The organism is Candidatus Binataceae bacterium, assembly GCA_035508495.1.
GTDB lineage: Bacteria > Desulfobacterota > Binatia > Binatales > Binataceae > JASHPB01.
On sequence record DATJMX010000057.1, the window covers coordinates 13,305 to 29,422 of the forward strand.

Sequence of the window (16,118 nt, forward strand, 5' to 3'; positions counted from 1 at the left end):
TGGAGCGCGAGATGCTGAGGAAAGCGCGGCGCCACAGTCGCCGCAGAACTTGAAAGGAGGCCCGTTCTCCTTGCCGCATTTCGGACAAAGGAGGGAAAACCGAGTTCCGCACTCGCCGCAGAACTTTCTATCCGCTGGATTTTCCGCCCCGCATTTTGAGCAGCGCATCGGTATGTTCCCAGATGGCGAAATGGTGCTCCAATGCTCGCTCGTCTGCAATCTCGCCGCTGCGTGCTGGTGAGCGATTGCCTAAGTACTCTGGGTAACTGGCAATGGCGGTCACGTCCTCTGATGGAACCCAGGTTCACAGCACTGGATCTGCCGCTATAGTCAGTGCCAGCGCGCTTCCTCGGTTGTCTGTTTTCTGCGGCCTGTACTATAGTTTTCGCCGATCTCAACACCACACCTGTGAGATACAAAAATGGATGACGCAACGTTTCTCGCCGAACTCAAACTCGATTTCGATCCCGACAAGCTGCGCGAAAAGTACATCAAGGAGCGCGACAAGCGCATCCGCAAAGATGGCAATTCGCAGTACGTCGAGGTCAAGGGCAAGTTCGCCCACTACCTGGCTGACCCCTACGTAAAGCCCGGCTTCGCTCGCGAGCCGCTGAACGACGAGGTCGATGTAGTCGTTATCGGCGGCGGCTTCGGCGGATTGCTCGCCGGCGCCCGCCTGTTCGAAGCCGGCATCAAGGACGTCCGCGTCATAGAGTCGGGCGGCGATTTCGGCGGCACCTGGTACTGGAATCGCTATCCAGGCGCGCAGTGCGACATCGAGAGCTACTGCTACCTGCCGCTAGTCGAAGAGCTCGGCTACATGCCCAAGGAGAAGTACTCCTTCGCGCCCGAGATCTACGAACATTCGCAGCGGATCGCCAAACATTACAATCTGTATGAGAAGGCGCTGTTCCAGACGCACGTCGCCGAGCTGCGCTGGGACGAGAAGGCATCGCGCTGGATCGTCTCGACCGATCGCAAGGATTCGATTCGCGCGCGCTTCGTGATCATGGCGACCGGGCCGCTCAATCGTCCGAAGCTGCCCGCCATCACCGGAATCGACGAATTCGAGGGCCACACCTTCCACACCAGCCGCTGGGACTACGAGTACACGGGCGGCAATCATTCTGGCGGTCTGACGAAGCTCGCCGACAAGCGCGTCGCCGTTATCGGCACCGGCGCGACGGCGATTCAGTGCGTGCCCTTCGTCGGTGAGTATGCGAAGCAGCTTTATGTCTTCCAGCGCACGCCGTCATCGGTTGACGTGCGCGGCAACAAGCCGACCGATCCAGAATGGGCTAAGACGCTGAAACCCGGATGGCAGCGCGAGCGGCGTGAGAATTTCAACAACCTCGTTATCGGCGTTCCGGTCGAAGAGGATATGGTGGCCGACGGATGGACCGACATCTTCCGCAACCTGGGAATCGCGGCCAAGAAGAATCATCGCGCGACGGAGATGACAAAGCGTCAGGCCGCGATGATGATGGAAATCGCCGACTTCCAGAAAATGAACGGGGTACGCGCGCGAGTCGATGAAATCGTGAGCGATCCGGCTACGGCCGATGCGCTCAAGCCGTGGTATCGCCAGTTCTGCAAGCGGCCGACTTTCAACGATCAATATCTGCCGACCTTCAATCGGCCGAATGTTCAGCTTATCGACACCAGCCCGAACCAGGGCGTGGAGCGGATCACCAAGAACGGAATTGTTTCCAACGGCGTTGAATACCCGGTGGATTGCATCATCTTCGCGACCGGCTTCGAGGTCGGCACGGCATGGACGCGGCGGGCGGGCTACGAGATCTACGGCATCGACGGCCAAACGCTGACTGACTATTGGTCCGACGGCGTGAAGACCTACCACGGCTTCTCAGCTCACGGCTTCCCGAATTGCTACATCCTCGGGCAGTCGCAGAACGGTGCGTCGGTAAACCTGACCTCGGTGCTCGACGACCAGGCCCAGCACATTACCTGGATCATCAAGCAGATAAAGGATCGCGGCCTGCACTACGCGCATCCGACCAAAGAGGCGGAAGCGGCATGGGTCGCGGAAATCAAGCGCCTCGCGGTCGTCGCGGCGCGATTCCTGACGAATTGCACGCCCGGCTATTACAATAACGAAGGCCACTTCGGCGAAGACGGCGCCGAGGGTTTCGGCGGCGGCACCTATGCACCGGGGATCAACGCATTCAACGCGCTGATGAAAAAATGGCGCGAGAAAGGCGACCTCGAAGGCCTCGAGTTGGGTTGAGTAGCTAATCAGATCAACGCAAAACGCGGGTCGCAAATGCGGCCCGCGTTTTTTTGTTGTGTAACGATCCAATCAGCCGCGGCCGACGAATGGCATCTTGGTCGCCATGATCGTCATGTACTGCACATTCGCGTCGAGCGGCAGCGTCGCCATGTACACGACGGCGCGCGCGACGTGCTCGACATCGAAGGTCGGCTCGACCGCGAGTTCGCCTGAGGCTTGCGGAACTCCCTTCGACATCCGCGCCGTCATCTCAGTCGCGGCGTTGCCGATATCGATCTGACTACAGGCAATATCGTACTTGCGGCCGTCGAGCGCGGTGCATTTCGTCAGCCCCGTCATCGCGTGCTTGGTCGAAGTGTAGGGTGCGGAATTGGGACGCGGCGCATGCGCGGAGATCGATCCGTTGTTGATGATACGCCCGCCGCGCGGCTCCTGGGCCTTCATGATACGGAAGGCCTCCTGTGTGCATAGAAATACGCCTGTGAGATTAGTCTCGACAACTGAGCGCCAACGCTCGAGCGACAAGTCTTCGAGCGGCACGGCAGGAGCGCCGATTCCGGCATTGTTGAACAGCACATCAAGCCGGCCGAACGCCTCGCGCGTCGCGGCAAAAAGACTCTTCACCGATTCCGGATCGCGAACGTCGGTCTGCACCGTCAGAGAGAGAGCGCCGGAAGCGTGGCCCTCGGCTGCCGCCGCTTCGATCAACTCGAGCCGCCGTCCCGCAAAGACGACGGCGAATCCTTCGCGCATCAAGGCGAGTGCCGCGTGCTTGCCGATTCCAGTTCCCGCGCCAGTCACGATTGCAACTCTTTCCGCCATATGAATCGTCTCCCGCTCTGTACGAACGAGCCTGCTCTGCAATAGATCAAGGATCAAGATTCTGTCAGCCGGGAGATCAGCCGATGCCATACGCACAATCATCGGGAGTGAAGCTTTACTACGAGGAAACAGGGACCGGCCATCCGATTATTTTTGCGCACGAGTTCGGCTCGGACCTGCGCGAATGGGAAACGCAGGTCAGGTGGTTTTCGCGCCAGTATCGCTGCATCACGTTCAACGCGCGCGGCTATCCGCCGTCTGACGTTCCCGAACTTGACTCGCAGTATGGGCAGGATCACGCGACCGACGACGTCGCGGCGGTGCTGAGGCATCTCAAGATCGAAAAGGCGCACGTCGTCGGACTCAGCATGGGATCCTTCGCCGCGTTGCACTTCGGGATGCGTTATCCCGAGATAGCGACCGCGCTGATCGTCGCGGGATGCGGCTCAGGCGCGCCGAAATCCGAGCGCGAAACTTTCAAGCGCCAGTGCAACGCGACTGCGGAACGCTTTCTGACAGATGGTTCCGCTCGGGTAGCGAAGGATTTGGGTCTCGGCCCGACGCGCATCCAGCTTCGTAACAAAGATCCGCGCGGATGGGACGAGTTCGTGCGACATCTGAGCGAGCATTCTCCCCTCGGCTCAGCGCTCACGCTGCGCAATTACCAGGCGCTGCGACCCTCGCTCTACGATTTGTCGGAGCAGCTTGCCACGTTGACGATTCCGGTTCTGCTCGTGGTCGGAGACGAGGACGATCCGTGCCTCGACGCTAATATCTATCTCAAGCGGACGATTCCCAGCGCCGGACTCTGGATGGTGCCGCGCACCGGGCACGCCGTGAATCTCGAAGAGCCGGATGCGTTCAATCGCGCCGTGCAAAAATTCTTCGACACGGTCGAGCGCGGCAAATGGCCGGAGCGCCACTCGCGAGGTCTCGAAGACGGCGCGCTTATCGGATCGCGAACGAGTCGTTGACGCGCCACGCAACGACTAAGTGCGGATTTTCACTCCGGCGCGGTTCTCCTGGATCGTCACCGCGGCGGTGGAGTCCTTCTCTCCGAGGCCGTTGGCCAGCGCGGCGAGAAAATCCTGCTCGACGAGACTCGCCAGCGGCATCGGCACGTTGAGCTCGCGTCCGACTTCGGTCGCGAGGCCCAGGTCTTTGCGCGCGAGCTTGAGCGCGAACGTCACGCGATCGAAGTTGCCGCGAAACACCATCTTCGGCATCGTGCCCGCGAGCAGCATCCCCTGCCCATACGCGCCATCCTGCACAACTTTGAGGAGAGCCTCGGGCGCGACGCCAGCCCTCACGCCCATCGTGAAAGCCTCGGCCAGGAGCTGCGTCGAGCAGATCGCGATCATGTTGTGAACGAGCTTGGCGACCGAGCCCGCGCCGCTCGCGCCGATGTAAGAAACTTTATCACCGATCGCATCGAGCGCAGGTTTGACCTTGTCGAAGGCCGCGCGATCGCCGCCGACCATCACCGCCAGCGTCGCATTGCGCGCGCCAGGAACGCCGCCGCTCACGGGCGCATCGAGCACTTCGATGCCTTTCACTTTGAATGCGGCGTTAAGACGTCGAATCACCGCGGGCGAGTTAGTTGAGAGATCGGCGTAGATCGCGCCGCGCGCGAGGCCGCTCATGATTCCACCCTCGCCCAGCGCAACTTCCTCGATCTCCTTGGGTCCGGGTAGCGAGGTCATGACGAGATCGCAATCGGCAGCAGCAGCGGCGGGCGACTCGGCCCATCGCGCTCCCGCCGCGAGCTGCGGCTCAGCAGCCTCGCGGCGAACATCGTAAACCATGAGCGAGTGGCCGGCCTTCAGCAGGTTAAGCGCCATCGGCCCGCCCATGTTGCCAAGACCGATGAATCCGATACGCATCGCAGCTCTCCTGATTAGACGGCGGTGTATCCGCCATCGACTACGAATTCTGCCCCGGTTACGAAGGAGGCTTCGTCGGAGGCCAAGAACAGGACTACGTTGGCGACTTCTTCGGGGGTGCCGGCACGCTTCATCGGGGCCATCGCGGCGATCATTGCGAGCTCATCGCTTGGTATTATGTCGGTCATTGGCGTTTTGATTACGCCGGGATGCACTGAGTTCACGCGGATATTGTCGGGTGCGTAATGGACGGCGGCGACTTTACTTAGTATTCGAACTGCGCCCTTGGTGCCGTGGTACGCGGCGGCGCCGCCCGAGCCGATCATTCCATAGATTGAAGATATATTGACTATCGCGCCGCTGCCGCGTTTGCGGATTGCAGGCACGGCTTCTTTCATGCCGAGCCAGACGCCCTTTTGATTGACCGCGACGATGGCGTCCCATTCTTCTTCGGTCGTATCTTCAATCCGGTTGAAACTTAGTATTCCGGCGTTATTGATCAGGATATCGAGACCGCCAAACTGTTTTTCGCAGAGCTGGATGGCGGAGCGCCAGTCAGCGGCGCGACTCACGTCGAGATGAGTTGCTAGCGCAACGGACGCAGCGGCACTGTGATTGATCGAATCGGCAAGCTCGCGCGCTTCGCGATCGAGAACGTCAGCAATCGCAACCTTCGCTCCTTCGCGAACGAAAATTCTGGCCTCGGCCGCGCCTTGTCCGCGGGCACCTCCGGTAATGAGTGCGATCTTTCCCTTGAGACGGTCCATGGCGCTGGTCTCCTTGTTGCGCGCGATCTCAGTTGGCCGGAATGATCCTGATCGGCGTACGGCCCTTCAGATCGACCGTGAGCAAAGCGGCGCCCGAATCATCGGCTTGGAACTGATGCTCGGTGCCATTACGCATCACGTAGTTGGCGCCGGCTCGCAGGCGTTCGATTCGGATATTTTGCGAACTATCGCTCATACCGGGATAAAGAACGAGATCGAGATCGTCGCCGTTACTGAATGCGCGCGCGACTAACACGTCCGGATATTTTGCGCCGGTCAGGATCGGACCTTTGAGCGCAGCCTCGGGCGGCCCTTGCATAATAGTATTTCGGAAATCGTCGCGGCGATGGATCGCGCCGCGCGCGGCGTTGATATTTGAGAGATTCGACATCTTCGAATAGCGCTTGATGCCGCCCTCGGCCGTCAGGCCGCAATCCTGATCGAGTGCGCGGCGCGCTGACTCCGCCAATTCGTAGTCGCCGAACTCGCGCGCCGAATCCATGATCGCGGCATAGGCGCCGCCGAAACCCGGTTTATAATTGCCGAAATCGAAGCCGCGTCCATCGAGCATCAGGCGCGGGGCGCCATCAGGACCGGGCTTGGTGATGTACTTCAGCTCGGTATGCGCGATCGCCCACATCTTTTTGGCACGATCCGGTGCGAAGCAATTCTCAAAAATCGCAAAACCTGCCTCGCCCGCGGGAAACGGAAACTTGATTCCGGTAAGACCCGAGCGCAAACCGATTACGCTGCCGCTGTCGTCGGTGAATTCAGTATCGAGACTGTGGAGCCATCGATCGAGCGTCGCCTGCGTGTACGAAGTGCCGAACAGACGATCGTAAATAGCCAGTGATGTCATGCCGAAGTGATTGCAGATTGGATATACCCAGTTCGGCTCGCAGGGATAGAGGCAGAACTCGGAATCCATGAAGTTCTTCACCACTGACTGTTCGATGCTGTGAATGTCGTGGTGAAAAACGCGATGCTTGTTGAGGCGGAATGGCAGGCTGCCGGGTTGTGCGTAACGGCGATCTCCCGTGTTCGACATGTAGATGCCGAGCTGGATGCCGAACCATCCGGTGAGCATGATGTTGTCCTTGGCGGCCGGATCGGGATTAGTGAGATTCAGATGTCCCCACGCGCTTTCGTAGACCCAGTAGCCCCAAATCTGCTTCTGCAAGTATAGATCGATCAGGTTGCGCTGCGCTTCTGAGAGGTAGCCATGAAAACTCGGCGTGTACTGGCATTGCAGCATACCCAGCATGTAGCCGAGATAGTTGATTTGATAGCGCAGTGCGGACGTCTGAAATTGATCGACCTTGTCGTAGCCATTGATCTGGCCGACGGGCTGCAATGCGCGCTCGAGCGCATAGCGTACTGATGAGAGCTCGTCGAAGGTCAGTTCGCGTTCGGCTGCAGCGGTGATTGGCGCGGCGGTCGTTTCGACTTCGACGATCGCGTCGGCGAGATATTGATTACGGGCTTCCAGCTTCACGATATCAGCGGTTCGGCGCGCGCTGCGGCGCCGATACTCATAAATCGCGATACCGCCGATGACCGCGGCGAGACAAAGGGGCGCGAGTGACCATACCGAGTCGCCGGTCATTGCACCCGCGAGCAGAGCGCTGCCGAGCCATACGATGATCGGCGCGATCACCATCCCCGCACCGAACCAGGCGAAGACCGCCAGCGCAAAAAGCGCGAGCGTCACCGGAAAGAGCAGGATCGCGAAGCCGCCCACTGCGACGAAACCGCCGCCTGGTAGCCAGAGTCCCAGTCCCGTCACGCGTGCGGCAGGCGAGAGGCCGAACAAGTAGGGCAGAAACCCTACCACCAGCATCGCGGCGTAAATCATCGCGGTGCGGCGCTGGCGCGCGGTCGTGACCGGGCCTTCGCTCGATTCGCGACGGATGAAGGGCTGAACCATTTCGCGAGGTGCAACTGCCATCGCTTCTTCTCCTGCGGATTCTTGTTATCTGATTTGTGCGATGCGCGGACTGCGACAGACGAGGGCGCCGAGCGCACTCGCTTCATGATCGTGACTGCGATGCGCATGCAGCCCGTAACCGGCGCCGAGCACGAGCGCTATCTCGATTGGAGCCGCTATCGCGAACCATCTAAACGCGTGTCGGGACCTGGATGCGGGGGCGGCTGGCGCGCCGAGGCGCCATTCGGTGGCGGGATTTACCACCGCGGGCGTGGTGCGGCCGAACACGAACCGCTTCACAGCGTCGAATCCGATCAGAACCTGCCCGAGGATGAAAGCCGCGAACGCGCAGCAGGGCATGCCAACTCCTCCAGTGCGTAACTGATAGGGATTCGCATAAGAGGAGGCCCTGCGTCAAATTGACTTGGCGATGGAACTTGGGAGCAGACGCTCTTCCCAAACCGGCTTGCGTTTGCGCGATCACGCGGCGAAAGATCAAGACCGATGGGACCTCGACATTTCGGCGCCTCGGTAGTCGTCGCCGCGCTCGTTATCGCGACCGCGTGCATCGCTCTCGCGCAGTCGAATTCCGACGGCTGGATCGAAGAACCCGGATTCAAAACGTTGAACGAGAAAGGCGGCTCGGGCCGCGCCTACCTCGACGCCGCTTCGGTGCATCGCGAGAGCGACGGCCTGGTCTATTTCAATGAGAGCGCCGACGTGATGAAGCCTGACGACATCGGCAAGAGCGGGTTCATGAAGGACGCTTACGACTGCTCGCGCAATATCAAGTATATGTGCGTCGAGCAGGGCGATTGGAAAAACGACAAGCGCAGCACCGTCAATACGTCGAAGGATCCGTCGCTGCCGATTTACCGCAAATACTTATGCGGCGACACCAACGCGTCGCCGCACAACTGACTATTTGCCGCGGGCCGGAGTGAGATCGAGCGGCGGATAGTAATTCTCCGCACCGATTTTTTTCACGTCGTTGACCCAGCACGAATCGTAGAGCTGGGTCGGACCCTGGAACGGGTCGGCGAGCGACCAGGCCTGCCGCTTGTAGGTCCAGTTGTCAGGCTGCAGGCGATGCGCCTCGCGCCAGTGACGCGGCGCCAGATCGCGATGGCCGTTCTCGTATAGATACTCGCCCAGCTCGAAGTACGCGGCTGCCGTGGCTTCAGCCTCACCGCGCGGTCCGCTGCGCGCGACAACTTCCTCGGGCGAAAGCGCGAAGTTGCTATCTTTGCCCTTCGCCACCCAATCGCGCAGCGCGTCGGTATATTCCTTCGCCTGGACCTTGATGCCCTTGGCGAGCTGGAGCGTCTCGCGCATCTCGGGCGGGATGTCGGGGCTGTCGGCCATCTTCTGCCAGTCGGGCTGTTCGGCACGCTCGGGCCACGCCGCCTCGACCGGGCGCACGATCATTCCGTCTTCATCGATCCAGACGCTGTTGGGAACATTGATGACGCCGAACAACTCATCGACGCGATGAGCGCTGTCGATCAGAGTCGGATGATTCGGATTTACCGGTTCGATCCATTGCCGCGCCGCATCGGGATCGACATCAAGCGCGACGGTTACGATCTCAAGACCCTTCGGATGCAGCTCGTTGCGCAGGGCCTGCCACACGGGCAGGTCAAGTCGGCATCCTCACCAGGAGGACCATGTGACTATCAGTGTCTTCTGTCCGCGCAGCGAGCTCAGCGCGAATTCCTTGCCCTTGTAGTCGGGCAGCTTGAGCTCGGGTGCGCGCGCGGTAGTTAGCGCGCGGCCGCCGAGCGACTCGGGGCCGAGCGACCAGATTTTCGCGTCGGCATCCTGGACTAGCGGCATCCCGAGCCGCTCGGAGAGCATTTTTGCATTGAGCTTGCTGGCTGACGACGCGCCGGGAGGCAACGGAACGCATACATCACCCTTGCAGGCACCCTCGGGCTTGATCGCCCACTCGGTACGGGCTTCAAAGGCTTTGCGATCTACTTCAAGCGATTTCAGAATCATTGCGATTCTCCTGCGCCACTATTTATTACTGCGCAGGCGAGCGTCAACCGGCGAGGTGAAGGGCCGCCGCGTTGCGCGGCGGCCCCAACCCGCTTCAGGGGCAGTTGTCGCCCGCCATGATGTCAGTTCCCGGCGTGATGTTCGCGAACGAGTTACCGGCATATATGTTCCCGACATTCAGGGAACTGCCAGTGAGTATTCCGCTGCAAAACCCGTTGAACTTGTTGCCGATAAGCAGGTTGTCGTCAGAGCCTACCGGTGGCAACGAGTTACAATCGACGAAAAAGACTCCGACGGCTCCGACATTCGGCGTATCGGCGATGGTGTTGGCAATCAGCGCGTTATTGTGGCTGCAAACTAAAATAACGCCCGATTCTCCGATGTTCGACAATGAGTTCGTGGCTAGAGTACCCGGACCGACATCCTCGAGATCGACTCCCGCACCAATATTGCTGATGGTGTTGCCAATAAGCGACGGTTTGTCACTGTGATTAATGTATATTGCAAGGCTATCGTCCTGGGTGCCGACTCCAGTGATCTTGTTGCTGCTGACTATCTCCGCACTGGTAACGAAGAGACTAATGACGTCAGTCGAACTCTGGACCGGAGTGATCATATTGCCCGAAATCGATCCGGTCAGCTTTACAGCTTCGAGGCCGTCCCCGGAAAGATCGTAACCATCCAGATAAATAGCGCCGAAGCCGAAGTTGTTGATCGTATTGTTCGCGATATCGAGCGAGTAACTCCCGGTATCGATCGTATAAGCTGCCAGAACACCAAGACCATTCTGCAGTTCATCGCAAATCGTGTTCTGGTTCACGAGAGTATCGGAAGAAACGGTGCCGGCTGCGTTGAGGAAAAAAATTGCCACAGGCGTCGCATCGCAGGTGGATTTAGGAAACGCGGAGTCGTCGATGTGCAGACCGATGATTTTTGCCGTCGCGCCAACCACAAAGACCTGAGGACACGCACCTTGAGCCTCAGCCTCGGGCTGGCATACCGGCTTGTCGCCTTTTCCCCCGTACGTGATCGTTGGGACACCCAGTTGGTCCTTTGCGTTTATTCCCGCGAGCGTCAGGTTCTTGGTGATGAGTACGGATTCCGGATAGACGCCAGGGCAAACATTGACGGTGTCGCCCGCCGCGGCAGCGTTCACCGCGGACTGAATCGTGGAATAACCACCCGGCTGGCAGAGGCCGACGGTCAAGGTGGCCGCCGACGCTGTGACACAACTGAAGGCCGAGGCCATCATCAGGAGCAGCGAAAGCATCAATCCTTTGGCACGTGGCAGGGTGCTGTTAGTTCCTGCCATGGTTTGTGAGTTCATGAGTCTCCTCCTTCTCCGATTGTTAGCCGCAAGCTGCTGCGCTTGACGGCACTTTTGAAGAGGAGGCGTAAGATCCCACGGTACAATTTTGTACAACGTTAACGTACGAAAGTAGGACTTCAGCGAACGGAAGACGATCGCACGTGATCTTCGGCGTCAATCGGTCCGGAATAGCGGCGAATTGCCGGGTTTTTAAGCTCTAGCCTGAGAGTAAAGATAATTTTGCGAGGGCTCCCTTAGCCAGGTCGAGCGTCAGCTCGCGGGCGGGAACGTCGTGCCGTGCGAGGCAGGCAGCCTGGCCGGACCATAGATTCACGAAATCTGCTGAGCCTGCCGGTTCGGATTTTGCCCTGAGTGGTGCGAGCGCGCTGCTGGCGAGCGGGAATGCCGGCGTGTCATGCGACATCGGACCGACTTCGCGCATCACGCGGTTGATGATTCCCCGTGCGGGGCGCCCGGTGAAGACGTTGGTCACCTGTGTATCGTCGTCAGCCGCGGTGATAAGCGCCTCGCGATGAAGCGGAGGCATCTTGGCTTCCGGACAAAAAAGGTACGTGGTCCCGATCTGCACCGCCGATGCGCCGAGTGCGAATGCGGCCACGATCCCGCGCGCATCAGCAACTGCGCCTGCCGCGATGACCGGGACCTTCACGGCGTCAGCGATCTGCGGCACCAACGCGAAGGTTCCGACCTGCCGCGTGATGTCGTCGGTGAGGAAATTGCCGCGATGGCCGCCCGCCTCGAGGCCCATCGCGATAATCGCGTCGCATCCGCGCTCCTCGAGCCATCGCGCCTCTGTGACCGTGGTTGCCGACGCGATCACACGTACACCCGTGGCCTTCACGCGATCGAGGAGGCTTCGCTCCGGCAGGCCGAAGTGAAAGCTCACGACCTCGGGCCTTACCTCTTCGACGATCTTGCAAAGCTCACCGTCGAACGGCTTGCGTGTTGGTCCCGGCACAGGCGCCTCGGGATCGAGGCCGAGCTCGACGTAGTAGGGCGCGAGCCGCGCGCGCCAAGCCATCGCGCGCACAGGATCGGGCGTAGGCGGAGTGTGGCAGAAGAAATTGACGTTGATAGGACGCGAGGTCGCACGCCGAATCGTCTGCAATGCGGAACGAACGCCATCGACGCTGAGCTGCGCGCAAGGCAGCGAGCCCAGACCGCCCGCCTCGCTAACGGCAATCGCGAGCTCGGGGGTTCCCGGGCCAGCCATCGGCGCGAGGATGATAGGAATCTCGATATCGAACAGCTCGAGAACGCGGCGATCAGGCCATCCAGCCATGACCGAAACTCCTGCGGCAAGATGCTTCTACTTTGCCACAGGAGTGTAGGTGATATTAATGGTGAATTTTCCGGGATGATCGGTGCTCGGCGAGATCACGACGCTGTCGAGCGCGGACTTGTGAATGAAGCTGCGGTTGTAAACCTTGCGCGCGGGCAGCACCACCTTAGGCCCCGGCTGGAAACCTGCCTTGGGGATCGCCTTTTCGTAGAAATCGACCAGCTCCTGGTAATCGCCTGCGACCTCGAACGTCGCCGAGTGGACGACGCCGACCTTGGGCTTGGTCGAGGAAATCAACACTGCGCCCGGCGGTATAGGGATGTGCGAATCCCAGTCCGCTGGCGCCGAGGTCGCGCTCGCAGCAGGTGAAGCATTCGTCTGACACAGAACCAGGCTCGGCGTCGCGAGCAATATCGCTGCAAGCGCCATGGTAGTTGCGATTCTCACGGATCCTCCAGGCATCGTCGGATAGTGCAATCTGCCAGTTTGCGGCGCGCCGCGAAAGACGACGTTTGCAAAAGAAAGCGGGAGCGACGTTCAGCCGCTCCCGCGTTGATCAAGGTGAGAACCGCAATCAGGCGTGGCCGTGGCGCAGCAGCTTGCCGGGGGTCGCGCCAGTGCACTTGTCCTCGGCGAAAGTCTCTTCGCCGTTGACGATGATCGAGCGGTAGCCCTTGGCACGCTGCACGCGGCGCCATTCGCCGCCCGGCAAATCATGGACCACTTCGCCGATCCAGTCGGGCTCGATGCCGAGGTTCTTCAGATCGTACACGACGACGTCGGCCGCCGCGCCTTCGCGCAGCACACCGCGATCGCGGAAGCCCGCCGCATGAGCAGGGAGGGCAGACAACCGATAGTGCGCCTCTTCGAGCGTGACGCGCCCTTCATCGCGAACCATCCAGCGCAGGAAGTCCGTGGTGAACGCGCCGCCGGTGAAGAACTTCGTATGCGCACCGCCGTCGGATACGCCGGGGAAGGTGTACATCGAGCTGTTGATGATCTCGGCGTTGAACTCGCCGTTGAATTGCGGCTCGGCCTGCAGAAACTCGGCCTTGAGATCGGTCGCGAGCGCGAGATCGACCATCACGTCGACCGGATGCCGTCCCTCTTCCTGGCCAATCTGGCCGAGCGACTTGCCGACGTACTTCTCGAGCTCAGGCTTGTTCTCGACCCATTGCACGATCAGCTTCACGAGGCGCCCGCCGATGCCGGGCGCGTTCTTGTCGAGCGCCGCCATCGAGCGCTCGCTCTTCACCGCCTCGCGGATCACCGGATCCTGCATCTTCGCGATCTTCTCTTCCTTGGTCCCCGTCGTCATGTCACGCCACGCCGGCGCCATGTCGTAGAGGTTCCAATGCTCGAGCGTGAACGCGAAGCCACTGCGCACCGTGCCAGCCTGGCCGAAGATCGGCAGACCCTTGGCGCGCGCCTTATGCAGCCAGTTGAGGCTCTTGCGATGGATATCGGCGTTGCGGGTGCTCGCCGTGATCGCCTGGAACAGGATCGGACGGTTCGCCGTGGCGGCGAGCGTCTCGACGAATGCGAGGTCGTCTTTGATATGTCCCGTAGCCTGCGTGATCTCGATAAAGCCCTCGTCGCGTTCATGCAGGACGCGCGCGAGATTCAGGATGTCCTCGTCGCACATCGTGTCGGTGACCATCGGCGAGCCGTCGAAGTCGGCCTGCGCGGAATGCTTGCCCAGGCGCTGGATCGAAAATCCGCAGAGGCCCGCGTCCATGCCTTCGCTGAGCAGGCGGCGCATCTCGGCGCGCTCGGCCTCCGTCGCCTCGCGCGTTTTGGCGGCGTCGAGGCCCATCACGTAAGTCATCAGCGACGCAGTCGGCATGTACTGGATACAGTTGACGCCCTTGGGCGAGCGATCGAGCGAATCGAGATACTGCGGGATCGTTTCCCAATCCCACGTCATCCCTTCCTTCATCGAGTCGTAGGGAATCGCCTCGGTGCGCGTCATCGTGAGCATCGAGCGATCGCGGAAGTCGGGCTTCACCGGAGCGAAGCCGAAGCCGCAGTTGCCGAGCACGACGGAGGTCACGCCGTGCCATCCGGAAATCGTGCACCAGGGATCCCACCTGATCTGCGCGTCGTAATGCGTATGCAGATCGACGAAGCCCGGCGCTACGACGAGGCCGTTGGCGTCGATAACTTTCTTGGCGAAGCCAGGAGCGCGGCCGCCGATTTGCGCGATTCTGCCGTCTTTGATCCAGACGTCGCTTTGATAACGTGGCACGCGTGTTCCATCGACGACGGTGCCGCCTTTGATTTGAATGTCATACTCGGCCATTGGTGTTCCCTCCTCGCCAGGGTAAGGACTGTCGGCTAATTCAGAGCTACAGGCATTCTTATGCAACGATGGAAAAATTCCAAGCGAAATCGACCCATTCGTTTCTGACCACCGGTAAACGACACCGGCGCTTAATTCACACGTGACGGCGCAGGAAATCGAACATCAGCCGATGCCCCTCGCGGCAGCCGGACAGCTCGTTCATCTGCATGAAGCCGTGCGGCATGTCGTCGAAGATGCGCAGCTCATTCTCGATTCCGGCGCGATGCATCGCTTCTGAGATCGTGCGCGATTCGCCGACGATCCCATCCGCGGTGCCTGCGATAATGAAGCTCGGCGGCATCGCACCCGGCTTGATCGCATTGATCGGGCTCACGCGCGGGTCGCTCAGCAACGCCGGATACTTGCCGGCAATATATGCCTTGGCGAGCGGCTCGGCCGCTTGCGGAGCCATCTTCACGAGACCGGCGAAATCGAATGCGCCGTAGATGAGCGCCGCGGCGTTGAACTTCGGACCGTGCGCTCGCGATGCGATCGACGGCAGCACCGCGGCCGTGAGGTTGCCGCCCGCAGAATCGCCCCCCATCGCCATCCGCGAAGAATCGCCGCCGTACTGGCGCGCATTCTCAGCCGCCCATTCCGCTGCAAACACGCAGTCATCGAAGCCCGCCGGAAATGGATTTTCGGGCGCGAGGCGATAGTCGGGTGCGATCGTTACATAACCAGCCTCGGCGAATTGCAGGATGAGCTTGCGATGCGTCGTCGAAGCGCTGCCGAGCGTCCACGCTCCGCCGTGCAGATAGACCATCACCGGAAACGGCCCTGCGCCCTTGGGCACGGCGATATTGGCGGTGAGCCCGGCTTTGAGAGAAACGCGCTCATGAAGCGCACCGATGGCGGGCGGGTCGGCGTTGAACTCCTTGAAATAATCGACCAGGCGCGTGCGCTGCTCGGCAATCGGGTACGGCGTCGGATTCAGGTAGAACTCGTGCCAGCGCTTGATGATGTCCTGTTCACGCTCAGTCAGCATTGCGCACCTCTTCGGAAATTCCGGTCATTAACTATTGGCGAGGAAGTTCCACACCGCCGTGAACGCGTTTCTGACGGCGGCTGAATCCGAGCTGTCGCATTGCACTTGTAGCGTCGCATCATGATTGAGATCGCCGCTGTATGACCTGCCGTCGGCATATTGCACGGTGAGTCCCGCGCCGCAGAGCGCGTCGCATGCGGGATCGGCCATCTGCAGGTACTGCGTTTTCTCGGGGCCCGTAGTGATGGTCAGCAGATTTGTCTTCGGCGGAGTGACGGGAGCGTCGACGACCTGCGTGGTGGTGAATCCGGCGCGGATGAACGCGGCTCGAACCCGCGGTCCATTCTCGGTCGTGCACGAGATGTCGAGCGAGCCTTTGTTTACCGGGTTGATTCCAAACGGAGAGCCGTCGATCGCTTGCGTCAGCCCCGCGCCAAAAAGCGCGACCGCCGCGATACCAGCCAGCTCCGTATCGTTTTGAACATCGGCAACGACGGTGAAGATCATGAGTCACCTCGAAGGC

General features: G+C 60.4%; 15 protein-coding genes. 4 read left to right on the top strand and 11 right to left on the bottom strand.

What is annotated here, in order from left to right; genetic code table 11:
- Positions 1-421 precede the first annotated feature (421 nt).
- Positions 422-2,248, top strand: coding sequence for an NAD(P)/FAD-dependent oxidoreductase (locus VMA09_18005; protein ID HUA35509.1), 1,827 nt, complete (start codon positions 422-424; stop codon positions 2,246-2,248).
- A gap of 72 nt (positions 2,249-2,320) precedes the next feature.
- Here the strand turns inward: VMA09_18005 and VMA09_18010 are convergent, their stop codons facing one another.
- Complete coding sequence (locus tag VMA09_18010) at positions 2,321-3,073, bottom strand: SDR family oxidoreductase (protein HUA35510.1); 753 nt, start codon at positions 3,071-3,073, stop codon at positions 2,321-2,323.
- 83 nt (positions 3,074-3,156) lie between these two features.
- On the opposite strand from VMA09_18010, the gene VMA09_18015 reads away from it, so the two are divergent.
- Entirely contained in the window at positions 3,157-4,047 is an 891-nt protein-coding gene (locus VMA09_18015) for an alpha/beta hydrolase (GenBank protein HUA35511.1), read from the top strand.
- Between the two features lie 15 nt (positions 4,048-4,062).
- Here VMA09_18015 and VMA09_18020 read toward each other — a convergent pair whose 3' ends face one another.
- The 3 genes from VMA09_18020 to VMA09_18030 are packed head-to-tail and all read right to left on the bottom strand — an operon-like array spanning position 4,063 to position 7,671.
- Positions 4,063-4,956 (bottom strand): NAD(P)-dependent oxidoreductase, encoded by an 894-nt coding sequence (locus tag VMA09_18020; protein HUA35512.1) that lies wholly within the window; start codon positions 4,954-4,956, stop codon positions 4,063-4,065.
- Positions 4,957-4,970: 14 nt separating this feature from the next.
- Positions 4,971-5,723, bottom strand: a complete 753-nt coding sequence (locus VMA09_18025) for a glucose 1-dehydrogenase (GenBank protein ID HUA35513.1) — start codon at positions 5,721-5,723, stop codon at positions 4,971-4,973.
- 28 nt (positions 5,724-5,751) lie between these two features.
- Entirely contained in the window at positions 5,752-7,671 is a 1,920-nt protein-coding gene (locus VMA09_18030) for a hypothetical protein (GenBank protein HUA35514.1), read from the bottom strand.
- A 33-nt stretch (positions 7,672-7,704) separates the two neighbouring features.
- Here VMA09_18030 and VMA09_18035 point away from each other — a divergent pair, with 33 nt between their 5' ends.
- Complete coding sequence (locus VMA09_18035; protein ID HUA35515.1) at positions 7,705-8,031, top strand: hypothetical protein; 327 nt, start codon at positions 7,705-7,707, stop codon at positions 8,029-8,031.
- Between the two features lie 123 nt (positions 8,032-8,154).
- Positions 8,155-8,571, top strand: a complete 417-nt coding sequence (locus tag VMA09_18040; GenBank protein HUA35516.1) for a hypothetical protein — start codon at positions 8,155-8,157, stop codon at positions 8,569-8,571.
- On the opposite strand, the gene VMA09_18045 is transcribed toward VMA09_18040, so the two are convergent.
- The 7 genes from VMA09_18045 to VMA09_18075 all read right to left on the bottom strand — a co-directional run bounded on the left by VMA09_18045 (position 8,572) and on the right by VMA09_18075 (position 16,102).
- Positions 8,572-9,651, bottom strand: coding sequence for a ResA-like WAxxUGC motif-containing protein (locus tag VMA09_18045; GenBank protein HUA35517.1), 1,080 nt, complete (start codon positions 9,649-9,651; stop codon positions 8,572-8,574).
- A 94-nt stretch (positions 9,652-9,745) separates the two neighbouring features.
- On the bottom strand, positions 9,746-10,978 hold the full coding sequence (locus VMA09_18050; GenBank protein HUA35518.1) for a right-handed parallel beta-helix repeat-containing protein: 1,233 nt from the start codon (positions 10,976-10,978) through the stop codon (positions 9,746-9,748).
- A 199-nt stretch (positions 10,979-11,177) separates the two neighbouring features.
- Positions 11,178-12,263, bottom strand: coding sequence for a nitronate monooxygenase family protein (locus VMA09_18055; GenBank protein ID HUA35519.1), 1,086 nt, complete (start codon positions 12,261-12,263; stop codon positions 11,178-11,180).
- Positions 12,264-12,290: 27 nt separating this feature from the next.
- A complete protein-coding gene (locus VMA09_18060; protein HUA35520.1) occupies positions 12,291-12,692 on the bottom strand; it encodes a hypothetical protein in 402 nt (133 codons plus the stop codon).
- 145 nt (positions 12,693-12,837) lie between these two features.
- Complete coding sequence (locus VMA09_18065; protein ID HUA35521.1) at positions 12,838-14,565, bottom strand: amidohydrolase family protein; 1,728 nt, start codon at positions 14,563-14,565, stop codon at positions 12,838-12,840.
- A gap of 136 nt (positions 14,566-14,701) precedes the next feature.
- Positions 14,702-15,595: an alpha/beta hydrolase gene (locus tag VMA09_18070; protein HUA35522.1), complete on the bottom strand. Its 894-nt coding sequence runs from the start codon at positions 15,593-15,595 to the stop codon at positions 14,702-14,704.
- Between the two features lie 27 nt (positions 15,596-15,622).
- Positions 15,623-16,102 carry a hypothetical protein gene (locus VMA09_18075; protein HUA35523.1) on the bottom strand — a complete coding sequence of 160 codons (480 nt, stop codon included), beginning with the start codon at positions 16,100-16,102 and terminating at the stop codon, positions 15,623-15,625.
- Positions 16,103-16,118 lie beyond the last annotated feature (16 nt).

Coding starts and splice junctions, on each gene's coding strand:
- VMA09_18005 (HUA35509.1), top strand. CDS start 422: ATGGATGACGCAACGTTTCTCGCCGAACTCAAACTCGATTTCGATCCC.
- VMA09_18010 (HUA35510.1), bottom strand. CDS start 3,073: ATGGCGGAAAGAGTTGCAATCGTGACTGGCGCGGGAACTGGAATCGGC.
- VMA09_18015 (HUA35511.1), top strand. CDS start 3,157: ATGCCATACGCACAATCATCGGGAGTGAAGCTTTACTACGAGGAAACA.
- VMA09_18020 (HUA35512.1), bottom strand. CDS start 4,956: ATGCGTATCGGATTCATCGGTCTTGGCAACATGGGCGGGCCGATGGCG.
- VMA09_18025 (HUA35513.1), bottom strand. CDS start 5,723: ATGGACCGTCTCAAGGGAAAGATCGCACTCATTACCGGAGGTGCCCGC.
- VMA09_18030 (HUA35514.1), bottom strand. CDS start 7,671: ATGGCAGTTGCACCTCGCGAAATGGTTCAGCCCTTCATCCGTCGCGAA.
- VMA09_18040 (HUA35516.1), top strand. CDS start 8,155: ATGGGACCTCGACATTTCGGCGCCTCGGTAGTCGTCGCCGCGCTCGTT.
- VMA09_18050 (HUA35518.1), bottom strand. CDS start 10,978: ATGAACTCACAAACCATGGCAGGAACTAACAGCACCCTGCCACGTGCC.
- VMA09_18055 (HUA35519.1), bottom strand. CDS start 12,263: ATGGCTGGATGGCCTGATCGCCGCGTTCTCGAGCTGTTCGATATCGAG.
- VMA09_18060 (HUA35520.1), bottom strand. CDS start 12,692: ATGGCGCTTGCAGCGATATTGCTCGCGACGCCGAGCCTGGTTCTGTGT.
- VMA09_18065 (HUA35521.1), bottom strand. CDS start 14,565: ATGGCCGAGTATGACATTCAAATCAAAGGCGGCACCGTCGTCGATGGA.
- VMA09_18070 (HUA35522.1), bottom strand. CDS start 15,595: ATGCTGACTGAGCGTGAACAGGACATCATCAAGCGCTGGCACGAGTTC.
- VMA09_18075 (HUA35523.1), bottom strand. CDS start 16,102: ATGATCTTCACCGTCGTTGCCGATGTTCAAAACGATACGGAGCTGGCT.